Origin of the sequence: Delftia lacustris (assembly GCF_040267515.1) — a bacterium.
In the GTDB taxonomy this organism is placed as follows: Bacteria; Pseudomonadota; Gammaproteobacteria; order Burkholderiales; family Burkholderiaceae_C; genus Comamonas; species Comamonas tsuruhatensis.
This window is the reverse complement of record NZ_CP141274.1, coordinates 4,473,831-4,497,332: the sequence shown is the minus strand read 5'-3', so window position 1 is coordinate 4,497,332 and position 23,502 is coordinate 4,473,831. Positions and strand designations below refer to the sequence as shown.

23 protein-coding genes are annotated in these 23,502 nt (G+C 69.8%); 7 read left to right on the top strand and 16 right to left on the bottom strand.

Annotated features, from left to right (window positions below):
• Window positions 1-76 precede the first annotated feature (76 nt).
• The gene (locus U6958_RS21875; protein ID WP_026062174.1) at window positions 77-1,222 is read left to right on the top strand and encodes an FAD-dependent monooxygenase; all 1,146 of its coding nucleotides are present in this window, start codon (window positions 77-79) and stop codon (window positions 1,220-1,222) included.
• Between the two features lie 6 nt (window positions 1,223-1,228).
• Here U6958_RS21875 and U6958_RS21870 read toward each other — a convergent pair whose 3' ends face one another.
• The 10 genes from U6958_RS21870 to U6958_RS21825 all read right to left on the bottom strand — a co-directional run bounded on the left by U6958_RS21870 (window position 1,229) and on the right by U6958_RS21825 (window position 10,190).
• Entirely contained in the window at window positions 1,229-2,239 is a 1,011-nt protein-coding gene (locus U6958_RS21870; RefSeq protein ID WP_074923402.1) for a P1 family peptidase, read from the bottom strand.
• Window positions 2,240-2,305: 66 nt separating this feature from the next.
• Window positions 2,306-2,698 (bottom strand): copper-binding protein, encoded by a 393-nt coding sequence (locus U6958_RS21865; RefSeq protein WP_016449920.1) that lies wholly within the window; start codon window positions 2,696-2,698, stop codon window positions 2,306-2,308.
• Window positions 2,699-2,713: 15 nt separating this feature from the next.
• Complete coding sequence (locus U6958_RS21860; RefSeq protein WP_016449919.1) at window positions 2,714-3,223, bottom strand: DUF411 domain-containing protein; 510 nt, start codon at window positions 3,221-3,223, stop codon at window positions 2,714-2,716.
• A gap of 35 nt (window positions 3,224-3,258) precedes the next feature.
• On the bottom strand, window positions 3,259-3,750 hold the full coding sequence (locus tag U6958_RS21855) for a plastocyanin/azurin family copper-binding protein (protein ID WP_074923401.1): 492 nt from the start codon (window positions 3,748-3,750) through the stop codon (window positions 3,259-3,261).
• A 20-nt stretch (window positions 3,751-3,770) separates the two neighbouring features.
• The gene (locus U6958_RS21850; RefSeq protein ID WP_074923400.1) at window positions 3,771-5,153 is read right to left on the bottom strand and encodes a multicopper oxidase family protein; all 1,383 of its coding nucleotides are present in this window, start codon (window positions 5,151-5,153) and stop codon (window positions 3,771-3,773) included.
• A gap of 1 nt (window position 5,154) precedes the next feature.
• Window positions 5,155-6,603 carry a TolC family protein gene (locus tag U6958_RS21845; RefSeq protein ID WP_074923399.1) on the bottom strand — a complete coding sequence of 483 codons (1,449 nt, stop codon included), beginning with the start codon at window positions 6,601-6,603 and terminating at the stop codon, window positions 5,155-5,157.
• Entirely contained in the window at window positions 6,600-6,968 is a 369-nt protein-coding gene (locus tag U6958_RS21840) for a hypothetical protein (protein WP_074923398.1), read from the bottom strand. Before U6958_RS21840 ends, U6958_RS21845 begins: the two co-directional genes overlap by 4 nt.
• 121 nt (window positions 6,969-7,089) lie before the next feature.
• Entirely contained in the window at window positions 7,090-7,548 is a 459-nt protein-coding gene (locus tag U6958_RS21835; RefSeq protein ID WP_244160543.1) for a hypothetical protein, read from the bottom strand.
• Between the two features lie 48 nt (window positions 7,549-7,596).
• Entirely contained in the window at window positions 7,597-7,983 is a 387-nt protein-coding gene (locus U6958_RS21830) for a DUF3703 domain-containing protein (protein WP_016449914.1), read from the bottom strand.
• A complete protein-coding gene (locus U6958_RS21825) occupies window positions 7,980-10,190 on the bottom strand; it encodes a cation-translocating P-type ATPase (RefSeq protein ID WP_074923397.1) in 2,211 nt (736 codons plus the stop codon). Before U6958_RS21825 ends, U6958_RS21830 begins: the two co-directional genes overlap by 4 nt.
• Before the next feature lie 39 nt (window positions 10,191-10,229).
• On the opposite strand from U6958_RS21825, the gene U6958_RS21820 reads away from it, so the two are divergent.
• The 4 genes from U6958_RS21820 to U6958_RS21805 all read left to right on the top strand — a co-directional run bounded on the left by U6958_RS21820 (window position 10,230) and on the right by U6958_RS21805 (window position 13,383).
• Complete coding sequence (locus U6958_RS21820; RefSeq protein WP_013803089.1) at window positions 10,230-10,694, top strand: Cd(II)/Pb(II)-responsive transcriptional regulator; 465 nt, start codon at window positions 10,230-10,232, stop codon at window positions 10,692-10,694.
• A 72-nt stretch (window positions 10,695-10,766) separates the two neighbouring features.
• Window positions 10,767-11,570, top strand: a complete 804-nt coding sequence (locus U6958_RS21815; protein ID WP_012204765.1) for an ABC transporter permease — start codon at window positions 10,767-10,769, stop codon at window positions 11,568-11,570.
• A 65-nt stretch (window positions 11,571-11,635) separates the two neighbouring features.
• Entirely contained in the window at window positions 11,636-12,628 is a 993-nt protein-coding gene (locus U6958_RS21810; protein WP_013803088.1) for an MlaD family protein, read from the top strand.
• Window positions 12,625-13,383 (top strand): hypothetical protein, encoded by a 759-nt coding sequence (locus U6958_RS21805; protein WP_074923396.1) that lies wholly within the window; start codon window positions 12,625-12,627, stop codon window positions 13,381-13,383. Before U6958_RS21810 ends, U6958_RS21805 begins: the two co-directional genes overlap by 4 nt.
• Window positions 13,384-13,442: 59 nt before the next feature.
• Here the strand turns inward: U6958_RS21805 and U6958_RS21800 are convergent, their stop codons facing one another.
• Window positions 13,443-13,607, bottom strand: coding sequence for a hypothetical protein (locus tag U6958_RS21800; protein WP_016449910.1), 165 nt, complete (start codon window positions 13,605-13,607; stop codon window positions 13,443-13,445).
• A gap of 236 nt (window positions 13,608-13,843) precedes the next feature.
• Window positions 13,844-14,872, bottom strand: coding sequence for a porin (locus tag U6958_RS21795; RefSeq protein ID WP_016449909.1), 1,029 nt, complete (start codon window positions 14,870-14,872; stop codon window positions 13,844-13,846).
• A gap of 528 nt (window positions 14,873-15,400) precedes the next feature.
• Here U6958_RS21795 and U6958_RS21790 point away from each other — a divergent pair.
• Window positions 15,401-16,039 (top strand): response regulator transcription factor, encoded by a 639-nt coding sequence (locus tag U6958_RS21790; protein WP_016449908.1) that lies wholly within the window; start codon window positions 15,401-15,403, stop codon window positions 16,037-16,039.
• 26 nt (window positions 16,040-16,065) lie between these two features.
• Here the strand turns inward: U6958_RS21790 and U6958_RS21785 are convergent, their stop codons facing one another.
• Window positions 16,066-18,717, bottom strand: a complete 2,652-nt coding sequence (locus tag U6958_RS21785) for a PAS-domain containing protein (RefSeq protein ID WP_074923395.1) — start codon at window positions 18,715-18,717, stop codon at window positions 16,066-16,068.
• A gap of 223 nt (window positions 18,718-18,940) precedes the next feature.
• Between U6958_RS21785 and U6958_RS21780 the strand changes: the two genes are divergently transcribed.
• Entirely contained in the window at window positions 18,941-20,269 is a 1,329-nt protein-coding gene (locus U6958_RS21780) for a dicarboxylate/amino acid:cation symporter (RefSeq protein WP_043791482.1), read from the top strand.
• A gap of 83 nt (window positions 20,270-20,352) precedes the next feature.
• Here the strand turns inward: U6958_RS21780 and U6958_RS21775 are convergent, their stop codons facing one another.
• The 3 genes from U6958_RS21775 to U6958_RS21765 all read right to left on the bottom strand — a co-directional run bounded on the left by U6958_RS21775 (window position 20,353) and on the right by U6958_RS21765 (window position 23,499).
• The gene (locus U6958_RS21775; protein ID WP_016452430.1) at window positions 20,353-21,234 is read right to left on the bottom strand and encodes a MurR/RpiR family transcriptional regulator; all 882 of its coding nucleotides are present in this window, start codon (window positions 21,232-21,234) and stop codon (window positions 20,353-20,355) included.
• Window positions 21,235-21,354: 120 nt separating this feature from the next.
• Window positions 21,355-22,527, bottom strand: a complete 1,173-nt coding sequence (locus U6958_RS21770; RefSeq protein WP_017404563.1) for a Gfo/Idh/MocA family protein — start codon at window positions 22,525-22,527, stop codon at window positions 21,355-21,357.
• A 39-nt stretch (window positions 22,528-22,566) separates the two neighbouring features.
• Entirely contained in the window at window positions 22,567-23,499 is a 933-nt protein-coding gene (locus tag U6958_RS21765; protein WP_143044660.1) for a TIM barrel protein, read from the bottom strand.
• Between the last annotated feature and the right edge of the window lie 3 nt (window positions 23,500-23,502).

The following is a 23,502-nucleotide window of genomic DNA, read 5'->3' as shown; positions in this document are numbered from 1 at the left end:
ATGTCCTGCATCGATGCGCCCCGGATCATGGGGCGCATCACCACCGAATAGACCCCACCAGCAGGAGACAGGAACCATGGCGCGTTTGAGGATAGGCATCGTCGGAGCAGGCATTGGCGGATTGGCGGCAGCCAATGCGCTGCACCAGGCAGGGCATGAAGTATTGGTGTTCGAGCAAAGCCGGCAGTTCCTGCGCGTGGGCGCGGACATCAACCTCACGCCCAATGCCGTGCGCGCCCTCGATGGCCTGGGCGCCGACATCGCCGCCGCCGTGCGCGCCAGCGCCGCACGGCCCACACACCGCATCAGCCGCAACTGGGACACGGGCGAGGAAACCTCGCGCCTGACCATGGGTGACGAGGCCGAGCGCAAATACGGCGCACCCCAGCTCACCATCCACCGCGCGGACCTGCTGGCGGCCCTGGCCGATGCCTTTCCGCTGGACCAGGTGCAGTTGGGCAAGCGCGCCAGCCAGATCACGCAGACGGGGCAAGGCGTGGACATCGCCTTCACCGATGGCAGCGAAGTGGCCGGGCTGGACGCACTCATTGGCGCGGACGGCATCCACTCCGTGGTGCGCGCGGCCCTGTTCGGCGCCGAGAGCCCGCGCTTCACGGGCGTGGTGGCCTTCCGCGCGGTGGTGCCCACCGAGCGCGTGCGCCATGTGCCCGACATCCAGGCCTTCACCAAATGGTGGGGCGCCACGCCGCAAAGCCAGATCGTGACCTTTCCGCTGAACCAGGGGCGCGATACCTTCATCTTTGCCACCACGGCCCAGGAATCGTGGCATGAGGAATCCTGGACCACGCCGGGCAGCGTCGAGGAGTTGCGCGGCTTCTATGCCGATTTCCATCCCGACGCGCGGGCGCTGCTCGACGCCTGCGACACGGTGCTCAAGACCGCGCTGTACGAGCGCGATCCCCTGCCGGCCTGGTCGCAGGACCGCATCACGCTGCTGGGCGATGCCTGCCACCCGATGATGCCCTTCATGGCCCAGGGTGCGGGCATGGCCATCGAGGATGCTGTGGTGCTGGCGCGCAACCTGGACGCTGCCCAGGGATCGCAGCAGGTGCCCGCTGCCCTGGCGCGCTACCAGGCCATGCGCATGCAGCGCACCAGCGAGATCCAGATCGGCTCGCGCGGCAACAACTGGCTGCGCGCCGGTGGCAATGCCGATGGCGTCTACGGCTACGACGCCTGGGCGGTGGCACTGCAGGCCTGAACCCGGTCAGGGCCGGCAGGCGGCCAGCTCCCTGGCACAGGGCAGCTCCAGCCCTTCGGCCGTGGTCAGCGACTGCGCGGCCAGCACGGCGCGCACCGTGGCCAGGGCCACGGCCTCGGCGGCCATGGCGGACAGGGTCAGCATGCCCAGCGAGTGCTCGGCCAGGCCCGTGCCCAGGGCGAACAGCGTGTCGCCATCGCTCATGGTGTGCACGGGTCGTATGGCGCGTGCCAGGCCGTCATGGGCCACCACGGCCAGGCGCTGGGCCTGGGCCTTGGTGATGCGTGCATCGGTGGCAACCACGCCGATGGTGGTGTTGGTGCCTGCCAGCAGCGGCCGGGGCTCTTCGCCGCGCAGCAAGGCACGGCAGGTGTCGTGCAGCTGGCGGCCATCGGGGCTGCGCGCGCCGGCCAGCAGCACGCCGCTGTGGGGATCGACCACATCGCCCACGGCATTGCAGGCGATCAGCGCGCCCACGGTGACGCCGTGCACGGTGAGCGAGGCCGTGCCGATGCCGCCCTTCATGGCGCGATCCATGCCGAAGACCTTGCCCACGCAGGCGCCCATGCCGGCGCCCACATTGCCCTCGGCAGGCCGCGCGGCGCTGGCGGCTTGGCAGGCCGCATGGCCGGCATCGGCCCCTGGGCGGATGCGGCTGTCGCCCACCGCCAGGTCGAACAGCACGGCGGCCGGCACGATGGGCACGCGGCCCACGCCCACATCCAGCCCTATGCCCTGCTCATCGAGCCAGCGCATGGCGCCGCTGGCCGCGTCCAGACCCCAGGCGCTGCCGCCCGACAGCATGACGGCATGCACCTGCTGCACCAGGTTGGAGGGATGCAGCAGGTCGGTCTCGCGCGTGCCGGGGGCGGCGCCACGCACATCGCAGCCCCCCACGGCACCGCCGCGCGCCAGCACGACGGTGCAGCCCGTGGGCCGGCGGGCATTGGTGTGGTGGCCTACCTCGATGCCCTGTACGCGGGTGATGGAGCCGGGGTCTGAGTCGGTGCTTGGCATGCGCTGCTCTGCTCTGTGATGGACAGGCCTTCACCTTAGCCGAAACGGCAGCCCTGCACCCGGTCTTCAGCGCAGCACTTCCAGCTGCGTGACCACGAAGGCGCCCTGGTCCTGCTCGGCGCGAAAGCGCACCTTGTCGCCAGCCTTGAGGGCGGGCTCGGGTGCTGCCACGCGCAGCTGGAAGACCATGGTCATGGGCGGCATGCCCAGGTTCTTGAGTTCGCCGTGGCGCAGCGTGACCTTGCTGGTGCGTGCATCCCAGCGCGTGACCTCGCCTTCGCTGAGGTCCTGGCTGGCGGCGGCGGGTGCGGTTTCGGCAGATTGCGCGCCATGCGCCGCATGGTCGTGGGCCGTGGCCTGGGCACAGGCCCAGGCCGGGATCAGCGCGGCGGCAAGTGCCAGGCGCACGGCAAGGGCGGTACGGGACGTACGGGAAACAAGGAGGGCTGTGTTGTGCATGGTGTGCTCCGGGGGTCAGCGGTAGCTGGTGAAGGTGCGGGTGGAAACGTCGCTGTTCATGAGGTTCTTGGTGATGAGCAGCACCTCGTAGGGGTCCTTGCGGCCGCCGTACTCGGGGCCGTCCATGCCGGGGCTGCCCACGGGCATGCCGGGCACGGCAATGCCCAGCGCCTTGGGCTTTTGCTTGAGCAGCTTGTGCACGTCGGCCGCAGGCACATGGCCTTCGAGCGCATAGCCTTCGACCAGGGCCGTGTGGCAGGAGCCCAGGCGCGCCGGAATGCCCAGCCTGGCGCGCACGGCGCTGTTGCCGGTGTCGTGCACGGTGACGGCAAAGCCGTTGCGCTCCATGTGCACCACCCAGTCCTGGCAGCAGCCGCAGTTGGGGTCCTTCCAGACCTCGACCGGGATGCGGGCCGTGGGTGCAGCCGCCCACAGCGAAGGGGCGGCGAATGCCGTGCAGGCCAGGGCCATGCGGCGCAGCGCACTGCGGCGCGGGTGGGCGGATGCCATGCGTTCATGTTTCATGGGGTGCTCCTGAAGGGGGGGAAGAAGTGGCGCGCTCATTGCGTCACCGTGATGGTTCCGCGCATGCCGGCCTGGTAGTGGCCGGGGATGAGGCAGGCAAAGTCGAAGCTGCCTTCGCGGTTGAAATTCCAGACCAGGTCGCCGGATTGGCCGGGCGAGACATGGGCCATGTAGGGCTCGCCGTGCTCCATGGTGGGGAACTTGAGCATCATCTGCGCGTGCTCGTCCAGCGAGGCCGGCGTGCCCAGCACGATCTCGTGCATCACCTGGCCCTTGTTGGCCACGCGCAGGCGCACCGTCTCGCCGCGCCTGACGCTGATGCGCTCTGGCGTGAAGCGCATGTTGTCGCTCATGTCCAGGGTGATGGTGCGCCGGGCGGCCGAGGCATCGCCGGCAATGCCCCAGGGCTTTTGCTCCTTGACCGCGGCGGCCTTGGGAGCGTCATCGTGGGTTTCGCTGCCATGGGCGAAGACGGCGGCGGGGCCGGCGAGCAGTGCCGTGGCGAGGAGGAGGTCAAAGGTGTTCATGAGGGACTCCTTGGATGGCATCAGTGGTGCTCATGGCCCGCACCGGGCTTGCGCACGCTGGGTGCGCCGGGGGACTGGCCGGGCGTGGTCTGGCGCGGCGCGGAGGCCTCGGCCGCCGGCCCCTTCCATTCATAGGCCACGCGGCCCTTGGGGTGGTTGAACCAGCCCGGGTCGCCGTAGTCGTTGGCGCCCAGCTGCTCGCGCACCTTGAGGGTGGTGAACATGCCGCCCATCTCGAGGGGGCCGAAGGGGCCCGTGCCGGTCATCATCGGGAAGGTGTTGTCGGGCAGGGGCATTTCCATGGAGGCCATGTCGCCCATGCCGCGGTCGCCCATGACCATGTAGTCGGGCACGATCTTCTGGATCTTGCCGACCAGGCCCCGGTGGTCCACGCCGATCATGGTCGGCGTGTCATGCCCCATGGCGCCCATGGTGTGGTGGCTCTTGTGGCAGTGCAGGGCCCAGTCGCCCAGCTCGTCGGCGATGAACTCCACCTGCCGCATCTGGCCCACGGCCACGTCCGTGGTCACCTCGGGCCAGCGTGCGGACCGGGGCACGGGGCCGCCGTCGGTGCCCGTGACCTCGAACTCGTGGCCATGCACGTGGATGGGGTGGTTGGTCATGGTCAGGTTGCCCACGCGCAGGCGCACGCGGTCGCCGCGCCGGGCGACGACGGGGCTGATGGCGGGGAACACCCGGCTGTTGAAGGTCCAGATGTTGAAGTCCGTCATCTCGGCCACGCGCGGCGTCATGGAGCCGGGCTCCACGTCGTAGGCCGACAGCAGGAAGGCGTAGTCGCGCTGGACCTCGGCGATCTGCGGATGGGCCGCCTTCGGATGCGTGATCCACAGGCCCATCATGCCCATGGCCATCTGCACCATCTCGTCGGCATGCGGGTGGTACATGAAGGTGCCGGGACGGCGCGCCGTGAACTCGTAGACGAAGGTCTTGCCGGGCGGGATGTGCGGCTGGGTCAGGCCGCCCACGCCGTCCATGCCGTTGGGCAGGCGCTGGCCGTGCCAGTGCACGGTGGTGTGCTCGGGCAGGCGGTTGGTCACGAAGATGCGGACCTGGTCGCCTTCCACCACCTCGATGGTGGGGCCGGGGCTCTGGCCGTTGTAGCCCCACATGTTGACGAAGAAGCCCGGCGCCACCTCGCGCACCACGGGCTCGGCCACCAGGTGGAATTCCTTGACGCCTGCGTTCATGCGCCAGGGGGTGGTCCAGCCGTTGAGCGTGACCACGGGGCGGTAGGGGCGGCCGTTGGGCGGGGCCAGTGGCGCGGCGGTTTCGGCCGAGGACTGGGTCGCTGCCTCGGGCAGGGCGGCCAGGGCCACACGGCTGACGGCGGCACTGGAGACGGCGGCCACGGCGGCGCCGGTGAAGAAATTGCGGCGGTTCATGTCAGTGGCTCGCTTCGTTGGTGGGGGTGGGCGTGGCAGCGCTGGCGGCAGCCTGGATGGCTCCCGGCGACGTGCCGGTCAGTGCCAGCTGCAGGTCGGTCTCTGCCAGCCAGAAGTCGCGCTGCGCATCGGTGGCGGTGGCCACGGCCTGGGCGCTGCTGCGGGCCTCGGCCAGCAATTGCCAGACGCTGACGAACATGCCGTTGTAGCGAAGCATGGTTTCGTCCTGGATGAAGCGGCGCAGCGGCAGCACCTCGGCCTGCTGCTGGTGGGCCAGGTCCCAGGCCGTGCGGTAGCGCATCCAGCTGCTGCGCGCCTCGGCGCGCGCCTGGATGGCGCCTTGCTGCAGCTGGGCCGCGCTGCGCTGCAGCTCGGCGCGCGCGCGGCCGCTGGCAGCGCCGCCCCAGTCGAACAGCGGCAAGGGCAGGTCGATCTCCCAGCCACGTGTCACATCACTGTGGCCGGTGGCCCGGTCCGTGGCGGTGTTGCGGCTGTAGCCCAGGCCGATGTCGCCGAAGATGGCGCCGGCGCTCGCCCAGCCCCGGCGCTCGCCCAGATGGTCCAGGTCGCGGCGCAGGGCGCGCAGGTCCAGGCGCTCGCGCAGCGCGGTGGCCTCGGCATCGTCCCCGGCGCGCAACTGCGTGGCGGCCTGCGGGATGGCGGGCAACTGGTCGGGCAGCTTGAAATCGATGCGCCGTCCCCACAGGCCCATCAGGCGGGCCAGTTGCTCATGCTCGGCCGTGGCGGCCAGGCGCGCACGCGCCAGCTGCGCTGCGGTGTCCTGCTGGATGCTGAGCTCGCGCGCCTGCTGCAGCCGGCTGAAGTTGCCCACGCGGGCCATGCGCCGCGCCAGCTCGGCCCCGGCCTCGGCCGCCTCGTGCATGCGCTCGCTGGCCGCCAGCTGCTGGCGTGCGGCCACGGCGCGCAGCCAGGCGCGGCGCGTGTCGGCGGCCAGCCGCAGCACGTCCTGCGCGGCGGTCAGGGTGGCCTGTTCCATTTGCATGCCCTGCCAGCGGCTGCGCCAGGGCAGGGTGATCAGGCTGACCAGGCCGAAGCTCAGCTGGCGCTCGATCTCGCGCTCGTCGCTGTTGACCATGCGGCTCAGGGTCAGCGTGGGGTTGGGCAGTGTCAGGGCCTGCACGCGGTCTGCATCCTGCACGCCCAGTTGTGCCAGGCGCGCCTGCAGGCCGGGGTTGTTGAGCAGTGCGATGCGCACGGACTGGTCCATGTCCAGCGGCTGGCGCAGCCACTCGTCGATGCGATGCTGCGCCGCGTCGCGGGCCTGCAGATCGGTTGGCGGCAGCTGGGCGCCGTCCGGCAGGCGGCTGGCGGTATGGGACTGGACCGCGCCGCGCAGGCCGTCAGGCGAGATGCTGGCGCAGCCGGCGAGGACCAGCACGGCAGCCATGGCGCCGACCAGCCGGGTGGGGGGGAAGAGGGTGCGCTTCATGGCCGGCCTCCGTGCTGCATGTGAGAGCCGTGCGGGGATGGCGCAGGCGTGGATCGGCCACCCTGGGCGGCTTCCCAGCGCAGGATGTCCATATGGCCGTTGGGAAACTCGGCCACGGCCGCATTGGCCTGGCGCCAGTCGGTCAGCTCGGTTTCCACGGCGCCACTGGCCGGCAGCGCGGCATGGCGCAGCGGCAGGCTGGCCGCAGCCGGATCGATGGCGCCTGTCAGGCCAGCGGAGGAAGAGGCCGGGGGGAGGCTGCCGTCATGGGCTTGGGCCCAGGCAGCAGGGCTGGATGCGGCAAGGGCCGCCAGCCCGAAATGGATGAGGGGGATGAGGGGGGCGAGAAAATGCGCTCGGCGCATGGTGATCTCCTGAAGGCGTAACGGGTGACGCATCCGCAGCCAAGCGCCCTGCCATGCCCGAGAACGGGCTGCCCATGGGCGGGCGGCAGGGTGGGCGCGGACGCAATTCGGGCGTCAGGCTTCAGGAAATGGGTGGCTTGATGGCCTGCAGCTTGGCCGCGCTGGCAAAGCGCGTGCTGCCTTGGGGGCGCAGTGCGGCGGACGGCGCAGCGCCGTCCGAACCGATCTGGCCAGGGGTGAAAAGGGCCGAATGGCAGATGCCGCACAGGGTGCAGCTGGGGCCGTGTTCATGCTCGCCGCAGCCGCCGCCCGCAGGGCTGCCGGCCTGGGGGGAGCAGTCTGCACTGTGCTCGGCGTGCGACGTGTGCGAGGGGTGAGAGGGCTGCTCCGTCGCGTGTGCCGGATGCCGTTCATGGCTGTCCGGCGACTGCGCGATCTCCGGCGCATGGTGGTGGAGTGCGGAGTCCGACGCCAATGCGACGGCCGGAGCCGGGGCGCCCATCACCGGAGCCGCCCCCATGGCCATGGCATCGCCCAGCAGGCCACGCAGGACCAGCAGCAAGACCAGGACAATGGACAAGGGGCGACGCATAGGCATGGATGATACCGGACGGTGCCGCGAAGTTCCTCAGGTGCGGGCCCTCTGCCCGGGCGGGCGGCGCGTGGTGCGCAGTGCTTCGGCGATCAGCGCCGATATGGCGGGTGGCATGTCCATGGGCAGGGTGGCCGGCACCGTGGTGCGGCCGGTATTGCCGCGCGGCAGCCGGTCCAGCAGATGGCCTGCGGGCACCAGGGCCAGGCGCAGCAGCTGGCCGGCGACCTCCCTGCCGTCGCGCAGCTGCAGCGCGTGGCGCAGCATCCAGCAGTGGGATCGCCAGTGCAGGCCCAGCAGCTGCTGGCCCAGCACATGGCTGGCCTCCAGCAGCAGCCAGCGCTGTGCGGGCGCCTGGTCCTGGCTTGAACGGAAGCTGTGCAGCAGGTGGGTGAAGGCGGCGCGGCGCTGGGCGTCGGTCATGCCGTCTCCCGGTCGCTGCCCCAGCGGCGCAGCCGCAGGCCGTTGCCGACCACCAGCAGGCTCACGCCCATGTCGGCGAGCACAGCCAGCCACATGCTGGCGTTGCCGGCCAGGGCCAGCGCGAAGAACACCAGCTTGACGCCCAACGACAGGGCGATGTTCTGCCAGAGCACGGCGTGGGCGCTGCGCGACAGTTCCACCACCTCGGGCAGGCGGCGCAGGTCGTCGTTCATCAGCACCACGTCGGCGGTTTCCATGGCCATGCCCGTGCTGTGCATGCCGCCCATGGCAAAGCCGATGTCGGCCTGGGCCAGGGCCGGCGCGTCGTTGATGCCGTCGCCCGTCATGGCGGTGGGGCCTCGTGTGCATTGCAGCTCGGCCAGTGCGTCGAGCTTGTCCTGCGGCAGCAGGCCGCCGCGCGCGTCCTGGATGCCGGCTTCGGCAGCGATGGAGCGCACGGTGGCCGTGTTGTCGCCGCTGAGCACCACGGGCTGCACGCCCAGGGCCTGCAGGCGCGCCACGGCCTCGCGGGCCTGGGGCCGCAACGGGTCGGCCACGGCGAACAGGGCCCGCACGCCGCTGCTGTCGGCCAGCAGGGTCACGGTGCGGCCCTGGGCTTCGTGCATCGCCAGGCTGGCACGCAGCGCGGCGCTGTCCCAGCCTTGCTCCTGCACCCAGCGCAGGTTGGCCAGGGTCCAGAGCTGGCCGTCGATCTCGGCCTGCACGCCACGGCCGGGCAGGGCCAGCAGCTTGCTGACCGAGGCCCGCGCGGCATCGGCGGCCACGGCGGCGTCGGCCTGGAGGCCGGAAGTAATGGCGCGCGAGACCGGGTGGTCCGAGCGGCCGGCCAGGGCCAGGGCGCGCGCGGCGGGCAGGGCGGGGCCAGGGGCGGCGTCCCGGGCTGCATTCTCTTCGCTCCAGGACTTCCATTCGACCAGCTTCGGGCTGCCCGTGGTCAGCGTGCCGGTCTTGTCCAGGGCAATGGCGCGCAGCTTGCGCGCCGATTCCAGCGCCTGGCCGCCCTTGATCAGCAGGCCGCGGCGTGCAGCCGCCGTGAGCGCGCTGACCACGGTGACGGGGGTGGACAGCACCAGGGCGCAGGGGCAGGAGATGACCAGCAGGGCCAGGGCCTGGTAGGCCGCGTCATGCCAGCTCCAGTCCATGACCAGCGGCGCCAGCACCGCCAGCGCAATGGCCAGCACCAGCACGATGGGCGTGTAGACGGCGGCAAAGCGATCGACAAAGCGCTGGGTGGGTGCCTTGGAGGCCTGGGCCTGCTCCACGGCATGGACGATGCGCGCAATCAGGCTGTCATTGGCCGCCGAGGTGACGCGCATCTGCAGCTCGCCATCCTGGTTGATGCTGCCGGCGTAGAGCTCGTCGCCCGGGGCCTTGTCGGCCAGAGCGCTTTCTCCGGTGATGGGCGCCTGGTTGACCGAGCTTTCGCCGCGCAGGACCACGCCGTCCAGCGGCACGCGCGCGCCGGGGGCCACGCGCACGCTGGCGTCCAGCGCCACGTCGGCGGCCGCCACGCGCTGAACGCTGCCGTCGGGCTGGAGCACGTCGGCCGTCTCGGGCGCCATCTGCAGCAGGCTGCGGATGGCATTGCGCGCGCGGTCCATGGCCTGGTCCTCGATGCGCTCTGCCGCGGCGTACAGGGCCATGACCATGGCGGCCTCGGGCCACTGGCCGATGGCGAAGGCACCCGTGACGGCAATGGCCATCAGCGCGTGGATGCCCAGCTTCAGGCGCAGCACGTCGCGGATGCCGGCCTTGTAGACGCCCAGGCCCGACAGGGCAATGGCCAGCACGGCCACGGCCATGCCGCCGTATTGCAGGGCCGGCACGCCGCCCTGGGAACCGCTGAGCCAGTGGGCGGCTTCGGCCAGCACGGCTGCAATCAGCGCGGCCGTGATGCGCGGCCAGCCGGGCAGCACGCTGTGGTCGTGGCCGGCATGGGGATCGCTCTCGTCGTGACCGTGGTCATGGTCGTGGTCACGGGCGTGGGCGTGATCGTGGCCCTCGCCATGCGCATGCGAGTGGCCATGGGCCTTCTTGCGGGCCGGCGTGGGCTGGGTGATGGTGAAGGGCGCGCAGCAATCGGTGCCGCAGGCGGAAGACGGCGAAGTCGAGGCGGGCTTGGAAAGGGCTGGGAAGGCTTTCAGGGCCTCGTTGCCCTGAGGGCTTGGCAGGCGATTGGAGTTCATGCGAGCATTGGAAACGGTGAAGTCACTTCAAGGTCAAGCATGTCACAGCATGAATCTGCGCGCTGGCGCATCGGCGAGGCGGCCAAGCGTTCCGGCGTGGCCGCCGCCAACATCCGCTACTACGAGAAGGAAAGGCTGCTGAGCGCGGGCGTGCGCGAGGACAACCAGTACCGGCTGTACAGCGACAGCGATGTGCACCGGCTGCGCTTCATCCGCCTGTGCCGCGCCATGGACATGTCGCTGGACGAGGTCCGCACCCTGCTGGCGCTGGACGGCGCCAGCAAGGCCGACTGCGTGGCCGCCAACGAAACCTTGGACGCCCACCTGGGCCATGTGCGCGAGCGCCTGGCCGAGCTGCGCGCGCTGGAGCATGAGCTGATGCAGCTGCGCAGCCAGTGCGACGGGTCGGACAGCTACTGCCATCTGATCGAGGCCCTGCATGCCCAGGCTGACGAGCCGCTGGCGCCTGCCCTGGGCAGCTCCGGCGCCAAGCGCCATGTGTAGCGCCGTCCGCGGCTGCCTGTCTTGCGCCGGCGTCCGACGGACCGTCCCGGTACGGCTCGCTATCATCGACCGATGAGCCTCAGCCACGCAGCCCTGTCCCTTCCCGACCGCATCTGGGCGGCGCTGCGCGACCATGCGCTGGCCTGGTGGCGCAGCGTCTACCTGGGCGCCGTGCTGCTGGTGCTGGCCATGTCCCCCTCCAGCTACCGGCGCGGCGCGCGGCGTGCCATGGCGCACCAGATCTATGTGCAGACCGGGCCCATCCTCCTGGGCTTCACGGCGCTTGCGGCGCTGTTGTGCGCGGTGATCACGCGCATCGTCATCGTCACGGCGCTGAGCTATGGGCTGTCGCGCTATGCGCTGGAGATGGTGGTGCGCGTGCTGGTGATCGAGCTGATCCCGCTGACGGCCGCGCTGTTCGTGGCCATGCGCTGCACCATTCCCAATGGCACGCTGATTGCGCAGCTGCGCGCGCGGGGCCAGCTCCAGGCCTGGCAGGAGCGCGGCTCCGATCCGCTGCGCATGGCCCTGGTGCCGCGCGCCGCCGGTGGCGTGTTTGCCTCGGTCACGCTGGCCGTGCTCAGCTGCGTGGTGGCCCTGGTCACCGTCTACCTGAGTGTCTATGGCTTCACGCTGGCGGGCCTGCCCGGCTACACGCGCATCTTCGGCCAGATCTTCACGCCGGCCGTGACCCTGGTCTTCGTGCTCAAGACCTGGTTCTTCAGCCTCACCGTGGCCATCATGCCCATGGCCTCGGGCCTGTATGCGCCGCTGCGGCGCCACCGGCTCGGCGGCGCGGCGCTGGGCGGCTTTGCGCGCATGTTTGCCGTGCTGCTGGTGATCGAGGTGATCTCGCTCATGGGCAACTATTACTGAGCACGCCCGCTGAACTCCACGAACCCCACATGCACGGCAAGGCCCGTGCCAGAACAAGGAATGCCATGACCGATACGCGGCGCACGCCGCCAGACCCCTGGGACGGCGAGGAAATCGAGGCCCTCAAGCCCGTGGCGCACCTGCGCGCCAAGGCGGCGGGCCTGCTGCTGTTCACGCTGGTGCTGATTCTTGGATCGGCCCTGTACCTGCTGTACTCGCGCGGCGTGTTCGACGCCACGCAGCGCCTGGTGCTCACGGCCGACGACTCCGAGGGCGTGAGCGTGGGCATGGACATGACCTTCTCGGGCTTTCCGATCGGGCGCGTGCGCCGCATCGAGCTGGCCGAGGACGGCAATGTGCGCATCCTCATCGACGTGCCGCGCAAGGACGCGCACTGGCTGCGCGAGTCCAGCGTCTTCACCCTGGTCAAGGGGCTGGTGGGCGGCACCACCATCAAGGCCTACAGCGGCATCCTCAGCGATCCGCCGCTGCCCGACGAGGCCGTGCGCCCCGTGCTGCGCGGCGATGCCACGGCCGAGCTGCCGCAGATCATGTCCACGGCCAAGGAAGTGCTGGGCAACATCGCCCAACTCACCGCGCCGGATTCGGCCCTGGGCGGGTCGCTGACAGAGCTGCGCGGCCTGGCCGGCCGGGCCCAGGGGCCGGGCGGCGTGCTGGGCGTGGTCATGGGCAGCGAGCAGGAGGCGCGCAAGGTCACGGCCCTGCTGGACCGCGCCAATGCCACGCTGGCCCGCATGGAGCGCATGGTGGCGCGGGCCGACAGCCAGGTGTTCGACGCCGGCGGCGTCATGCCCGAGGTGCGTTCCACCGTGGTGCAGCTCAACGGCCTGCTGGCCGACACGCGCCGCACGCTGGGCAAGGTGGACGCCGTGCTGGCCGAGGCCCAGGCCGTGGGCTCCAATGCGCGCGAGGCCACGGCCGACCTGGGCGCACTGCGCGCCGAGGTGGAGGGCAACCTGCGCCGCCTCGAAGGCGTGCTGGCCGACCTGCAGCGCAAGTGGCCGTTTGCCCATCAACCGGAGTTGAAGCTGCCATGAGTGCTGCCGCCAAGAAACTTTCTGCCGCAACCCTCCTGGCGCGCCATGCCGCCGCCGGCGCCGTGCTGACCCTGGTGCTGGCCGGCTGCAGCAGCCGCCCGCCCGCGCCGGACTGGGCGCTGAATGCCGAATCGGCTTCGCAACGCGCATCCACCGCCTACCTGGAAGGCCGCCAGCGCGTGCAGGCCCTGGAATGGGACAAGGCCCGCGCCGAGGTGGCCGCCACGGGCCGCACCGACCTGGCCGCGCGTCTGGAGCTGATGCGCTGCGCGGCCCAGGTGGCCAGTCTCGAATGGGACGACTGCCCCGGCTACCAGGCGCTGGCGCTTGACGCGGCGCCGGCGGAGGCCGCCTATGCGCGCTATTTGCAAGGCAGGCCCCGGCCCGAAGACATTGCGCTATTGCCGGAACTACAGCGCCCCGTGGCGCAGGCGCTGCTGGGTGCGCCTGCCTCGGCGCTGGCTGCCGTGGGCGCCATCAAGGAACCGCTGCCCCGGCTGGTGGCGGCCGGCGCGGCCTTGCGGGCGGGGGCGGCACAGCCGCAGTTGCTGGAGCTGGGTGCCGAGACCGCCTCGGCCCAGGGCTGGCGCCGGGCGGTGATGGCCTGGCTGCTGCTGCAGGCCAGGGCCCATGATCAGGCGGGCGAGGTGGACAAGGCCCAGGCCGTCAGGCGCAGGCTGGCGCTGCTGGAGAAGACGGCCAGCGGTGGGGGCGCATCGGCAGGTACATCAACCGGCGCATCGGCCGGCAAATGAAAACAGCGCCAGTCCGAAAGGGATGGCGCTGAGCAGGCATTTGCAGGCGCTTGCAGGGCCTACATCGACGACAGCAGGGCGCCCGGGTCTTTTTGCAGCAAGGTGTCTGCGGCCGGGGCGGCGCTGTCCAGCCACAAGGTGGCAACGCTGGCGGCGACGGCAAGCAATACCGTGGCGGTGAAGGCAATGAAGGGATGACGTCCGAAGGGGCTGGGTCTGCGCATGGTGCACCTCCTGTCTGGCAGCGCAGGCAGAGCATGGGGCTGGGCCTGGACTCCATTGCACACCGGATTGCGCAGCGTGGCTGTCGGACAATCGCTTTCTCTCTTGACGTTCGTGAAAAAAGCGGTGGGAGAAATTCCCTATCGATCTTCAGAAGGCCGAAAAAAAAGCGAGGCAGGGCCTCGCTGAAAGTTCGGGACGTAAGTCCCCGGCCCGTGCTGGCAGGCCAGGCGTCGCCTTAGAAACGGTGGCGGATACCCGCGATCAGGCTGGTGCCCGACTTCAGGTCCGTGATGCGGTCGTGCATCAGCACGGTGTACACATCGGTGCGCTTGGACAGGTAGTGGTCGTAGCCCAGGCTGGCCGTGGTGCGCGTGGAGTCCACGGCGCCGATCTCGGCCTTGGTGCGGGCCAGGGCTGCCTTGATGGTGCCGGCGCTGCTCACGGGCACGTCCAGGCCCAGCGAGTAGGTGCTGTTCTTGCGGTCCAGGTCCTTGACCTTGGCCTGGCCATAGGTCGCGTACAGCTTGGCCACTTCGAAGTTGTAGGTGCCGCCCAGCATCCAGTCGGTCTTGGTGGGCATGACGGCCAGGCTCACGGGGTTGCTGATCTGGGCGCGCTCGTAGAAGGCCACCAGGCTCAGGGGGCCGCCGAAGTACATGGCGTTCACGCCGATGTTCTTCTTGCCGGAGTCGCCGCCCTTTTCACCGAACTGGTAGTGGACGTTGGCCTGCAGGCCGCCGAACTTGGGCGTGCTGTAGACGATCTGGTTGCTCCAGCCGGTGTCCGACGGCGTGGTCAGGTTGGCCGAGCCCCAGGCTGCCGTGCCCACGTTGGCGTGCAGCACCAGCGGGGAGATGGTGAAGGAGTCGCCGAAGGGGTTGGTCAGGATGGTGGGCAGGAAGTTGGGTGCCATGCCGCGGCCCAGGCGCACCGTGCCGAAGCCGCCGGACAGGCCGACGTTGGCATCGCGCGAGAAGTACGGGTCGCCGTCGAAGCGGCCGGGGCTGCCGGTGTCCACGCGCATGAAGGCCGTCAGCTGGAAATCGACCTTCAGGCCGCCGCCCAGGTCTTCCTGGCCCTTCATGCCCCACCAGGAGGTGGTCATGCCGCCCGAACCCACGACGCCCTTGCCGCTGGCGTCGCCAGCCATGCGCATGGAGCCGGCATAGGCGTCCACCAGGCCCGTCAGCTGGACCGAGCTTTGGGCGTGTGCTGCGCCGGCGCAGGCCAGTGCAGCGGCCAGTGCGATGAAGGAACGTTTCATGTTGAGGAGTCTTTCATTGTTGGATAGTGGAAACGGTTGGCCAGTGCTGTGACCGGGGCAGACGATGAGGCAAACGCCCTGGGCGGGCTATGTGGCAAACCTGGGACAGTGGCGTTTTCGCATCAGGGTCCGGCCGGTGTCGGCGTGCCTTTGCGGTGCGCGCGCGAGGCAGTCCAGACTGGCTAAGCCGCGTATTACAACGCATCCCAGCCATTGCACCGGCCAGAAAGTGGTGTCTTTGACACAGTTATGACGAAACTTAATTTGTGTTTTGCACTCTCGCGGCTTGAACGCTGCCGTGCACTGGGTTGGGGCCGGGGCACCAGGCCTGTGCAGCAGGTCCTTGCAAGAGGGCTCAAAGGTCAATTCAGGGCTCCTTGTTCGTCGGTTGGAGGAAGATTTCCGCCTGTTGCCAGGCCTGTGGCTGCAACTGATTGCAAACGGCGTGCCAGCCTGCAACCCGGCCACCGGCCTCCACGGGGGTCCATGAGCCGGGCATGTGTTTGCAGACGTGTCAGACTCGCGCCCATGTCCGAATCCACCCTGCTCGTTGCCGATGACCACCCGCTGTTCCGCGCTGCGGTGATCCATGTGCTGCGCGAGGCCCTGCCGCAGTTCGCCGTGCTGGAGGCCGCAAGCGCTGCGACCCTGGGGGCGGCGCTGCAGCAGCACCCCGAGATCGAACTGGTGCTGCTGGACCTGGCCATGCCGGGCGCGCGCGGCTTCTCCGCGCTGCTGCATGTGCGCGGCGAGTACCCCGACATTCCGGTGGTGGTGATCTCATCCAACGACCATCCGCGCGTGATCCGCCGTGCCCAGCAGTTCGGTGCCGCGGGCTTCATTCCGAAATCGGCGCCGGCCGAGGCCATAGGCACGGCCCTGCAGGAAGTGCTGGACGGCGGCAGCTGGTTCCCGCCCATGGCCGCCGAGCGCTCCGAGGCCGACGCCGCGCTGGCCGCGCGGCTGGCCCAGCTCACGCCCCAGCAGTTCCGCGTGCTGCTGTGCCTGGCCGACGGCCTGCTCAACAAACAGATCGCCCATGAACTGGGGCTGGCCGAGAACACCGTCAAGGTGCATGTGACGGCCATTCTCAAGAAGCTGGAGTGCTACAGCCGCACGCAGGCTGCCGTGCTGGTCAAGAGCCTGGAGAACGACGGCACGGCCTGAACTCCATGCCGCGGCGTGCCGTGCCCCTACCGGTGGCGCAGCAGCATCTGGCTCATGAGCGCACGCAGCGCGGGCGGGCGCACGGGCTTGGCCAGAAAGCCCCAGCCGCGCTCGGCCGCCTGGCGGCGCAGCATGCCGTCGCGCTCGGCCGTGACCAGGATCACGGGCGGCGACTGGCCCCAGCGCTGGCACAGCTGCGCGTAGACATCGGGGCCGTGCAACTGGCCCAGGCGCACATCGAGCAGCACCAGTTGCGGCGCCTCGCCGGGCGCGGCCAGCGCCAGCGCCTCGGCCGGGCCGCCGGCCAGCGGCACGCTGCAGCCCCAGCGCTGCAGCAGGGCGCGCATGGCGGTGCAGGACTGGGGATCGTCCTCCACATACCAGGCGTTCATGCCCTGCAGCGGTGCATCCTGGTCCGGGTCGCCGGTCTGCGCGCTTGCGGCGATCTGCGGCACGGCGCCCGGGTCGCCCAGCGGCACGCAGACCCAGAACACGCTGCCCCGGCCCAGTTGCGAGCGCAGGCCGATCTCATGGCCCAGCAGCCGGCCCAGGCGCTCGACGATGGCCAGGCCCAGCCCGGCGCCACGGTCGTCGCCATGGCCCTCGTCCAGGCGGCGGAATTCCTCGAAGATCTCGTGCTGCAGGCTCTCGGGAATGCCCGGCCCCTGGTCGTGCACCTCGATGCGCAACTGCTGGCCCTGGCGCCGGCAGCCGATGACGATGCGGCCCTGGCGCGTGTAGCGTATGGCGTTGGACAGGAAGTTCTGCAGGATGCGGCGCAGCAGGGCCTCGTCGCTGCGCACCACGCAGCGCGTGTCCACCGCGCTCAGGCGCAGGCCCCGGCTTTCGGCCAGGATGCCGAAGTTGTGGCGCATGACCTGCAGCAGCGGGCCCAGCGCGAAGTCGCGCACGCGCACCTCCAGCTGGCCCGATTCCATGCGCGAGATGTCCAGCAGGCTGCCCAGGATGGCGTCCTGCGCGGCCAGGGCGCCGTCGATGCTGTCGGCCACGTGGCGGCCCGCCTCGTCATGCAGATGGCTGCGCAGCAGGGAGCTGAACATGCGCGCGGCGTTCAGAGGCTGCAGCAGGTCGTGCACCGCAGCGGCCACGAAACGGGTCTTGTAGCGGTTGGCCTGCTCGGCCTCGCGCTTGGCCTCGGCCAGGTCGCGCGTGCGCTCGGCAATGCGCTGCTCCAGCGCATCGGCCAGCGAGCGCAGCTCGCGCGCGGCGTTCTTGTAGCTGGTGATGTCGGCATAGCTGGTGACGAAGCCGCCGTCGGGCAGCGGGTTGCCGCGGATCTCCAGCACCGTGCCGTCGTCCTTGGTGCTTTCGCGCAGGTGCGGGCTGCCGCTGCGCAGATGCTGCAGCCGCCGGTGGATGGCCTCTTCGATGGGGCCGGGCCCCAGCAGGCCGCGCCGGGCGTTGTACCGAAACAGGTTCTCTATGGGCTGGCCCGTGCGCAGCAGTTCGGAGGGAAAGCGGAACAGCTCCACGTAGCGCGAGTTCCAGGCCACCAGGTTGAGGTCGGCATCGATCACCACCACGCCCTGGGGCAGGTGCTCCAGGCTGCGGCTCAGTCCCGTGTCGGCCTGGCGCGCGGCCTGGACGATGCCGTCCTGGGCCGTGCGCAGCTCCTGGGCATGCTGGCGCAGCACGGTCTCCAGCTCCAGGCGGCTGCGCAGGCGCAGCGCGGCCAGCCGCCTGCGCTGGCGCACGAACAGCACCAGCATGCCCAGGGCCAGCCAGCCGCCCGCAGCGGCCGCCGCCGCCCAGCGGCTGGCCACGGTGCTGGCCTGCGTGTCATGCAGCAGGTGCAACTGCCAGTCGCTGCCGGACAGGGGCAGGGTCTGCCACAGCGTGGTGCCGGGCAGGGCGGGTTCCTGCATCTGCACCAGGCGGCTGCCTTGCTCCAGGCCCTGGCGCACCCGGTAGCGCATGGGGTGCAGTTCCTGGTCGATGTACTGGCGCGTGGCGGCCAGGTCCGCCTCGTCGGCGGGGCTCAGGGGTGACAGCAGGCGGTAGCGCCAGTCGGACTGGCTGGCCAGGAAGACCACGCCGTGCTCGTCCGAGGCCATGACCACGTCGGGCGTCTGCAGCCATTCGCGCTCCAGCTCCAGCAGCGCGATCTTGATCACCACCAGGCCCGCGACGGCGTTGTGCTCGTCCAGGATGGCCTGCGACAGGAAGTAGCCCGGCAGGCCCGTGGTCAGGCCGATGCCGTAGAAGCGCCCGCTGCCGCGCGACAGCGCCTGCTGCACATAGGGCCTGAAGCTGTAGTCCACGCCCACGTTGCTGCGCGTCTCGCGCCAGTTGCTGGCGGCCAGGGCCGTGCCGTGGCGGTCGATCAGGGTCAGCGTGGACGACTGGCTGGCGCCGTTGGCCTGCTCCAGCTTGCGGTTGAGGGCATCGACCTCGGCGGCGGACAGCGGGTGGGTGAGGGCGGCGCGCAGCTGCGCATCCAGCGCCAGCACCTCGGGCAGGGTTCGGTAGCGGTCTATGCGCTGGCCCAGGGCCTGGGCGTAGAGGCTGAGCTGGCGCTGCACGCTTTCGGCCTCGCCGCGCAGGGCACGGTGGTAGACCAGCTCCCCGGCCAGCAGCATGCAGGCGAGCATGCCGCCGAACAGCAGCAGCAGGGTCCAGAAGGAACGGCGTGAAGGGCGTCGAACGGGTTGGGGCATGGTGGTCTGGACCCGATTGGGCGCCAGCTTGGTGCCTTCCAGGGGCGGGAAGGGGTTGGGGATTACCCTGATTCTGCGTCCATTCTCCCTGGGAGAGCGCCTGCGCCTAATACCAATAGGTTATCGGCGCCGGAGGATGCCAGCGGTACAACCTGCACCTTCCCGCAACTTGCCGCACCTCGGTGGTGCGTCAACCCCACAGAAATCCTGCCGGAGCCGCACCATGCATGCCGTCCCCACCCACGCCGCCAGCCCCGAGCGGCTGCCCTTCTACCGCCAGCTGTATTTCCAGGTGGTGGTCGCCATCGTGGCGGGCGTGCTGCTCGGCCACTTCGAGCCCCAGTACGCCGAGCAGTTCAAGCCGCTGGGCGACGCCTTCATCAAGCTGGTGAAGATGATCATCGCGCCGGTGATCTTCCTGACCATCGTCACCGGCATTGCGGGCATGACGCACCTGCGCACCGTGGGCCGCGTGTTCCTCAAGGCCATGGCCTACTTCCTGTTCTTCTCCACGCTGGCCCTGGTGGTCGGCATGGTGGTGGCGCACGTGGTGCAGCCCGGCGCGGGCATGAACATCAACCCGGCCGACCTGGACCAGGCCGCCGTCAAGGGCTATGTGGCCAAGTCGCATGAGCTGACGCTCACCGGCTTTGCCATGGACATCATCCCCAAGACGCTGGTCAGCCCCTTCGTGGGCGACAACATCCTGCAGGTGCTGTTCGTGGCCGTGCTGTTCGGCATCTCGCTGGCCATGGTCGGCGACGCCGGCAAGCCCGTGCTCAACTTCCTGGAGGCGCTGACGGCCCCCGTGTTCAAGCTGGTCGGCATCCTGATGAAGGCTGCGCCGCTGGGCGCCTTCGGCGCCATCGCCTTCACCATCGGCAAGTTCGGCCTGGGTTCGCTGGTCAACCTGGCCTGGCTGGTGGGCTCGTTCTACATCACCTCGCTGCTCTTCGTGGTCGTGGTGCTGGGCTTCGTGGCGCGGCTGTGCGGCTTCTCGGTGCTCAAGCTGGCACGCTACCTGAAGGCCGAGCTGCTGCTGGTGCTGGGCACCTCGTCCTCGGAATCGGCCCTGCCTTCGCTGATGCAGAAGATGGAGCGCGCCGGCTGCGGCAAGTCCGTCGTGGGCCTGGTCGTGCCCACGGGCTACTCCTTCAACCTGGACGGCACCAACATCTACATGACGCTGGCCGCGCTGTTCATCGCCCAGGCCACCAACACCCACCTGACCCTGGGCCACGAGATCGCGCTGCTGCTGGTGGCCATGCTCAGCTCCAAGGGCGCTGCCGGCGTGACCGGCGCGGGCTTCATCACGCTGGCCGCCACGCTGGCCGTGGTGCCCGAGGTGCCGGTGGCGGGCATGGCCCTGATCCTGGGCGTGGACCGCTTCATGAGCGAGTGCCGCTCGCTGACCAACTTCATGGGCAACGCCGTGGCCACCGTGGTGGTCTCGCGCTGGGAAAACGAGCTGGACTACAGCAAGCTCAACGCCGCCCTGGACGGAGAGCCCGTGCAGGCCCTGCCTTCCGAGGCCGCCGTGGCCAAGGCCTGAGAACGCCCTGGCCAGGGCAAGGGCCGGCAACGGCCCCTGCCTGCCTCACCGCTGCGCCACCCCAGGGTGGCGCTTTGCTTTGTCTACTCGCCTGCCAAGCTGCCGGGCGCGGCGGACGAGCGCAGCGACAGCTCCAGCCGGTAGGCCAGGGCCACGAAAAGGCTTTGCGCCAGCCCCATGGCCGCCGTCAGCGCGCGAAAGCCGAAGGTGGCGCTGTCCTGCACGATCAGGGCCGCCTCGGCCTCGCGCGCAATGGGGCTCATGCGGCTGTCGGTCATGGCGATCAGGTGGGCGCTGCGCTGCCTGGCCCACTGCGCCACCTGCACGGTTTCGTCCGCATAGGGCATGAAGGAAATGGCGATCATCACGTCGCCGCTGCGCACCGACCGGATCTGCCCCTGCTGCATGCTGCCCAGCGCGCTGAACAGGCCTATGCGCTTGTCGGTGTGTTGCAGCGCATATTCCAGATACACGGCCACGGGAAACGAGCGGCGCGAGCCGGCGATCCAGATCGCCTGCGTGCCGGCCAGCAGCTCCACCGCCCGGTCGAATGCCTGACCGTCCAGGTTCTGGCGCAGCTGCTGCATGCCGGCCATGCCGCCTTTGAGGAATTCGTCGGCAATCTGCACGGGCTCCAGGGCGGCGGGGCCGGCCTCGACCATGTCGCGCACGCGCAGTTCATAGGCGCGGCCCGGCGCGATCTGCTCGGCAAGGCCTTCGCGGAACAGGCGCTGCATCTCGGAAAAACCCGAGAGCCCGAAATGCTTGGCAAACCGTACGACGGCCGAGGGCTGCACACCACATTGCGCGGCAAGGGACTGTATGCCTTGCAGGCCGAGCTGGTCGCGGTGGACCTCGATGTGGCGGGCAATGGCCTTGAGCTGCCGGCTCAGGCCATCGTATTCCTGGGCAATCTGCTGCAGGAGTCGGTCCACGGATGCGGGGGGCGGCGGGGAAGGGCTCATCGCAGGCGGGCCGGTGGGCGATCCCGGGGCAAGGGATCGACTGATTTCTGGATGGGCCATGATGCCATGGCGATCCCCGGGTCCCGGGCCGCTGGCAGCCCAGGCGGGGCATGGCATTCCCTAGCAGTAGTCCACCCAGATCCCGCCGGCATCGGCCGAGCGCACGCAGTTCTCCACCCAGCGCACGCCCTCGATGCCAGCGTGGATGTCCGGATGGAGGATGGTTTGCAGCGCCTCGCGATCGCGCCTGTCCGTGGCCTCCATGGCCAGCGCGAAGCGGTGGTAGAGGTTGGACCATGCCTCGAACAGGCCTTCCGCATGGCCTGCGCTGATGCGGTCTTCCTGCAGCGCGGCGGGGTGCAGATAGCCCATGCCGCGATCGAGCACCTGCGCCGGCTGGCCCTGGACTTCGTGGCGCAGCTGGTTGGGGTGTTCGTCCCACCATTCGAGGCTGGCCCTGGCGCCGATGACGCGCAGCTTGTGCCCATGCATGGAGCCGCTGTTGACCGCGCAGGCCCACAGGTAGCCCATGGCGCCGCCCTGGTACTGCATGAGGGTGAAGGCGTTGTCCTCCAGCGGGGCGCGGCTGCTGACGAAGCTCTGCCGGCTGCACATCAGCCGCTCGATCTTCAGCCCCGGCAGCATCACCTGGGAAAGGTACAGCGGATGCGTGCCAATGTCGCCCAGCACATAGCTGGGGCCGGCAAAGGCCGGGTCCATGCGCCAGCGCGCGGCGGGGCTGGACTGCTCCACCGCCTCGCTGTGAAAGCCGTGCGAGAACTGCATCTGCACGATGCGGATGTCGCCCAGCTCGCCCCGCGCGATCATCTCGCGCGCCTGGGCGATGAGCGGGTGGCCGGCATAGCCGTAGGCCACGCCGACCATGCGGTTCCTGGCAAGGGACAGCTCCAGCAGCTCCTTGGCCTCGGCCGTGGTGAAGCACAGCGGTTTCTCGCAGACCACGTGCAGGCCTGAGAGCAGGGCGGCCTTGCAGATCTCGAAATGGGTGTTGTTGGGCGTGGCGATGGATACCGCGCGAATGCCGTCCGGGCGGCCGGCCTCGGCCTCGAACATCGCCCGGTAGTCGGCGTAGCAGCGCTGCACGTCCACGCCCAGTTGTTCGCCGAACCGGCGCCCGCGCGCGGCATCGATGTCGAACGCCCCGGCCACGAGCCGGAAATTGTGGTCGCGCAGCGCCGCCGACCGGTGCACATGGCCGATCTGGCTGTTGTGTCCGCCGCCGACCATGCCCCAGGCAATCGGGCGGCCGGGCAGAAGGGTTCCGTCGATCATGGTGTCCACCTTTGTGTTGCGTCTTCAGCAAAAGCGTCTTCAGCAAAAACCTGTGCGGGCCAGGAAGGCGCGGCTGGCGGCCACGTCGGGCAGGCTGGCACCCGCATTGCGCGGGTCGCGCTCCTGCTCCACCGTGATGCAGCCTGCATAGCCGATCTCCCGTAGCGTGGCGCCTATGGCCGGATAGTCGAGCACGCCTTGGCCGATGGGGCACATCACGCCCCGGGCGCAGGCGTCGAAGAACGCAATGCGCTCGCCCATCACCTGCCCGTACACCTGGGCGTCTATGTCCTTGAAATGCACGTATTCCAGCCGTGCCGCATGCCGGCGCAGCCAGCTTGCCGGGTCCATGCCGCTGTAGTGCAGGTGGCCGGTATCCAGGCACAGTCCGGCGGCCTGCGCCGGCACGTCGGCGGCGATGCGGTCGATCTCGTCGGCAAATTCGATGTAGCCGCCCGCATGCGGATGGATCACCGCGCGCACGCCGAAGCCGCTCCAGGCAAGGTGCGCTATCTGGCGGATGTGATCGACCATGGCGGCCCAGCGTGCATCGGACAGGCGCGGGGCGCGGTCCGGGTGGCCGGCCTCGAAGTCGCGCTCGGGGTGGCCCCAGTCCATCACCACGAGATAGGGCGCCGGGTAGCGTTGCCCGGCTGCAGCGGCCGGCCTGGGAAGCTGGCTGATGAGTCCGCAGATCTCGCGAGTCTGGCGCAGCAGCTGCGGCAGCCGGGCCGGCGAGACGAGATCGTCGAAGATCGTGCCGGCGGTGATGCACAGGCGCCGCTGCGTGAATTCCGTGCGTACCAGGGCCGCGTCGAGCGGGATGTAGCCGCAGGGGCCGAGTTCCATGCCCCGAAAGCCCGCCTCGCAGGCCTCGTCCAGCACCTGGCGCCAGGGCGGCAGGTGCGGGTTGTCCACGTTGTCCACGCCCCAGCAGCAGGGCGCGCAGCCAATGGTCAGGGACGCTGTCATGGT

Excerpts from the sequence above, each read along its gene's own strand:
- U6958_RS21805 (WP_074923396.1), top strand. The coding sequence starts at position 12,625 with ATGAGTGCTGCCGCCAAGAAACTTTCTGCCGCAACCCTCCTGGCGCGC.
- U6958_RS21825 (WP_074923397.1), bottom strand. The coding sequence starts at position 10,190 with ATGAACTCCAATCGCCTGCCAAGCCCTCAGGGCAACGAGGCCCTGAAA.
- U6958_RS21780 (WP_043791482.1), top strand. The coding sequence starts at position 18,941 with ATGCATGCCGTCCCCACCCACGCCGCCAGCCCCGAGCGGCTGCCCTTC.
- U6958_RS21775 (WP_016452430.1), bottom strand. The coding sequence starts at position 21,234 with ATGAGCCCTTCCCCGCCGCCCCCCGCATCCGTGGACCGACTCCTGCAG.
- U6958_RS21845 (WP_074923399.1), bottom strand. The coding sequence starts at position 6,603 with ATGAAGCGCACCCTCTTCCCCCCCACCCGGCTGGTCGGCGCCATGGCT.
- U6958_RS21840 (WP_074923398.1), bottom strand. The coding sequence starts at position 6,968 with ATGCGCCGAGCGCATTTTCTCGCCCCCCTCATCCCCCTCATCCATTTC.
- U6958_RS21790 (WP_016449908.1), top strand. The coding sequence starts at position 15,401 with ATGTCCGAATCCACCCTGCTCGTTGCCGATGACCACCCGCTGTTCCGC.
- U6958_RS21810 (WP_013803088.1), top strand. The coding sequence starts at position 11,636 with ATGACCGATACGCGGCGCACGCCGCCAGACCCCTGGGACGGCGAGGAA.
- U6958_RS21860 (WP_016449919.1), bottom strand. The coding sequence starts at position 3,223 with ATGAAACATGAACGCATGGCATCCGCCCACCCGCGCCGCAGTGCGCTG.
- U6958_RS21765 (WP_143044660.1), bottom strand. The coding sequence starts at position 23,499 with ATGACAGCGTCCCTGACCATTGGCTGCGCGCCCTGCTGCTGGGGCGTG.
- U6958_RS21800 (WP_016449910.1), bottom strand. The coding sequence starts at position 13,607 with ATGCGCAGACCCAGCCCCTTCGGACGTCATCCCTTCATTGCCTTCACC.
- U6958_RS21870 (WP_074923402.1), bottom strand. The coding sequence starts at position 2,239 with ATGCCAAGCACCGACTCAGACCCCGGCTCCATCACCCGCGTACAGGGC.
- U6958_RS21820 (WP_013803089.1), top strand. The coding sequence starts at position 10,230 with ATGTCACAGCATGAATCTGCGCGCTGGCGCATCGGCGAGGCGGCCAAG.
- U6958_RS21785 (WP_074923395.1), bottom strand. The coding sequence starts at position 18,717 with ATGCCCCAACCCGTTCGACGCCCTTCACGCCGTTCCTTCTGGACCCTG.
- U6958_RS21865 (WP_016449920.1), bottom strand. The coding sequence starts at position 2,698 with ATGCACAACACAGCCCTCCTTGTTTCCCGTACGTCCCGTACCGCCCTT.
- U6958_RS21875 (WP_026062174.1), top strand. The coding sequence starts at position 77 with ATGGCGCGTTTGAGGATAGGCATCGTCGGAGCAGGCATTGGCGGATTG.
- U6958_RS21855 (WP_074923401.1), bottom strand. The coding sequence starts at position 3,750 with ATGAACACCTTTGACCTCCTCCTCGCCACGGCACTGCTCGCCGGCCCC.
- U6958_RS21850 (WP_074923400.1), bottom strand. The coding sequence starts at position 5,153 with ATGAACCGCCGCAATTTCTTCACCGGCGCCGCCGTGGCCGCCGTCTCC.
- U6958_RS21815 (WP_012204765.1), top strand. The coding sequence starts at position 10,767 with ATGAGCCTCAGCCACGCAGCCCTGTCCCTTCCCGACCGCATCTGGGCG.
- U6958_RS21770 (WP_017404563.1), bottom strand. The coding sequence starts at position 22,527 with ATGATCGACGGAACCCTTCTGCCCGGCCGCCCGATTGCCTGGGGCATG.
- U6958_RS21795 (WP_016449909.1), bottom strand. The coding sequence starts at position 14,872 with ATGAAACGTTCCTTCATCGCACTGGCCGCTGCACTGGCCTGCGCCGGC.
- U6958_RS21830 (WP_016449914.1), bottom strand. The coding sequence starts at position 7,983 with ATGACCGACGCCCAGCGCCGCGCCGCCTTCACCCACCTGCTGCACAGC.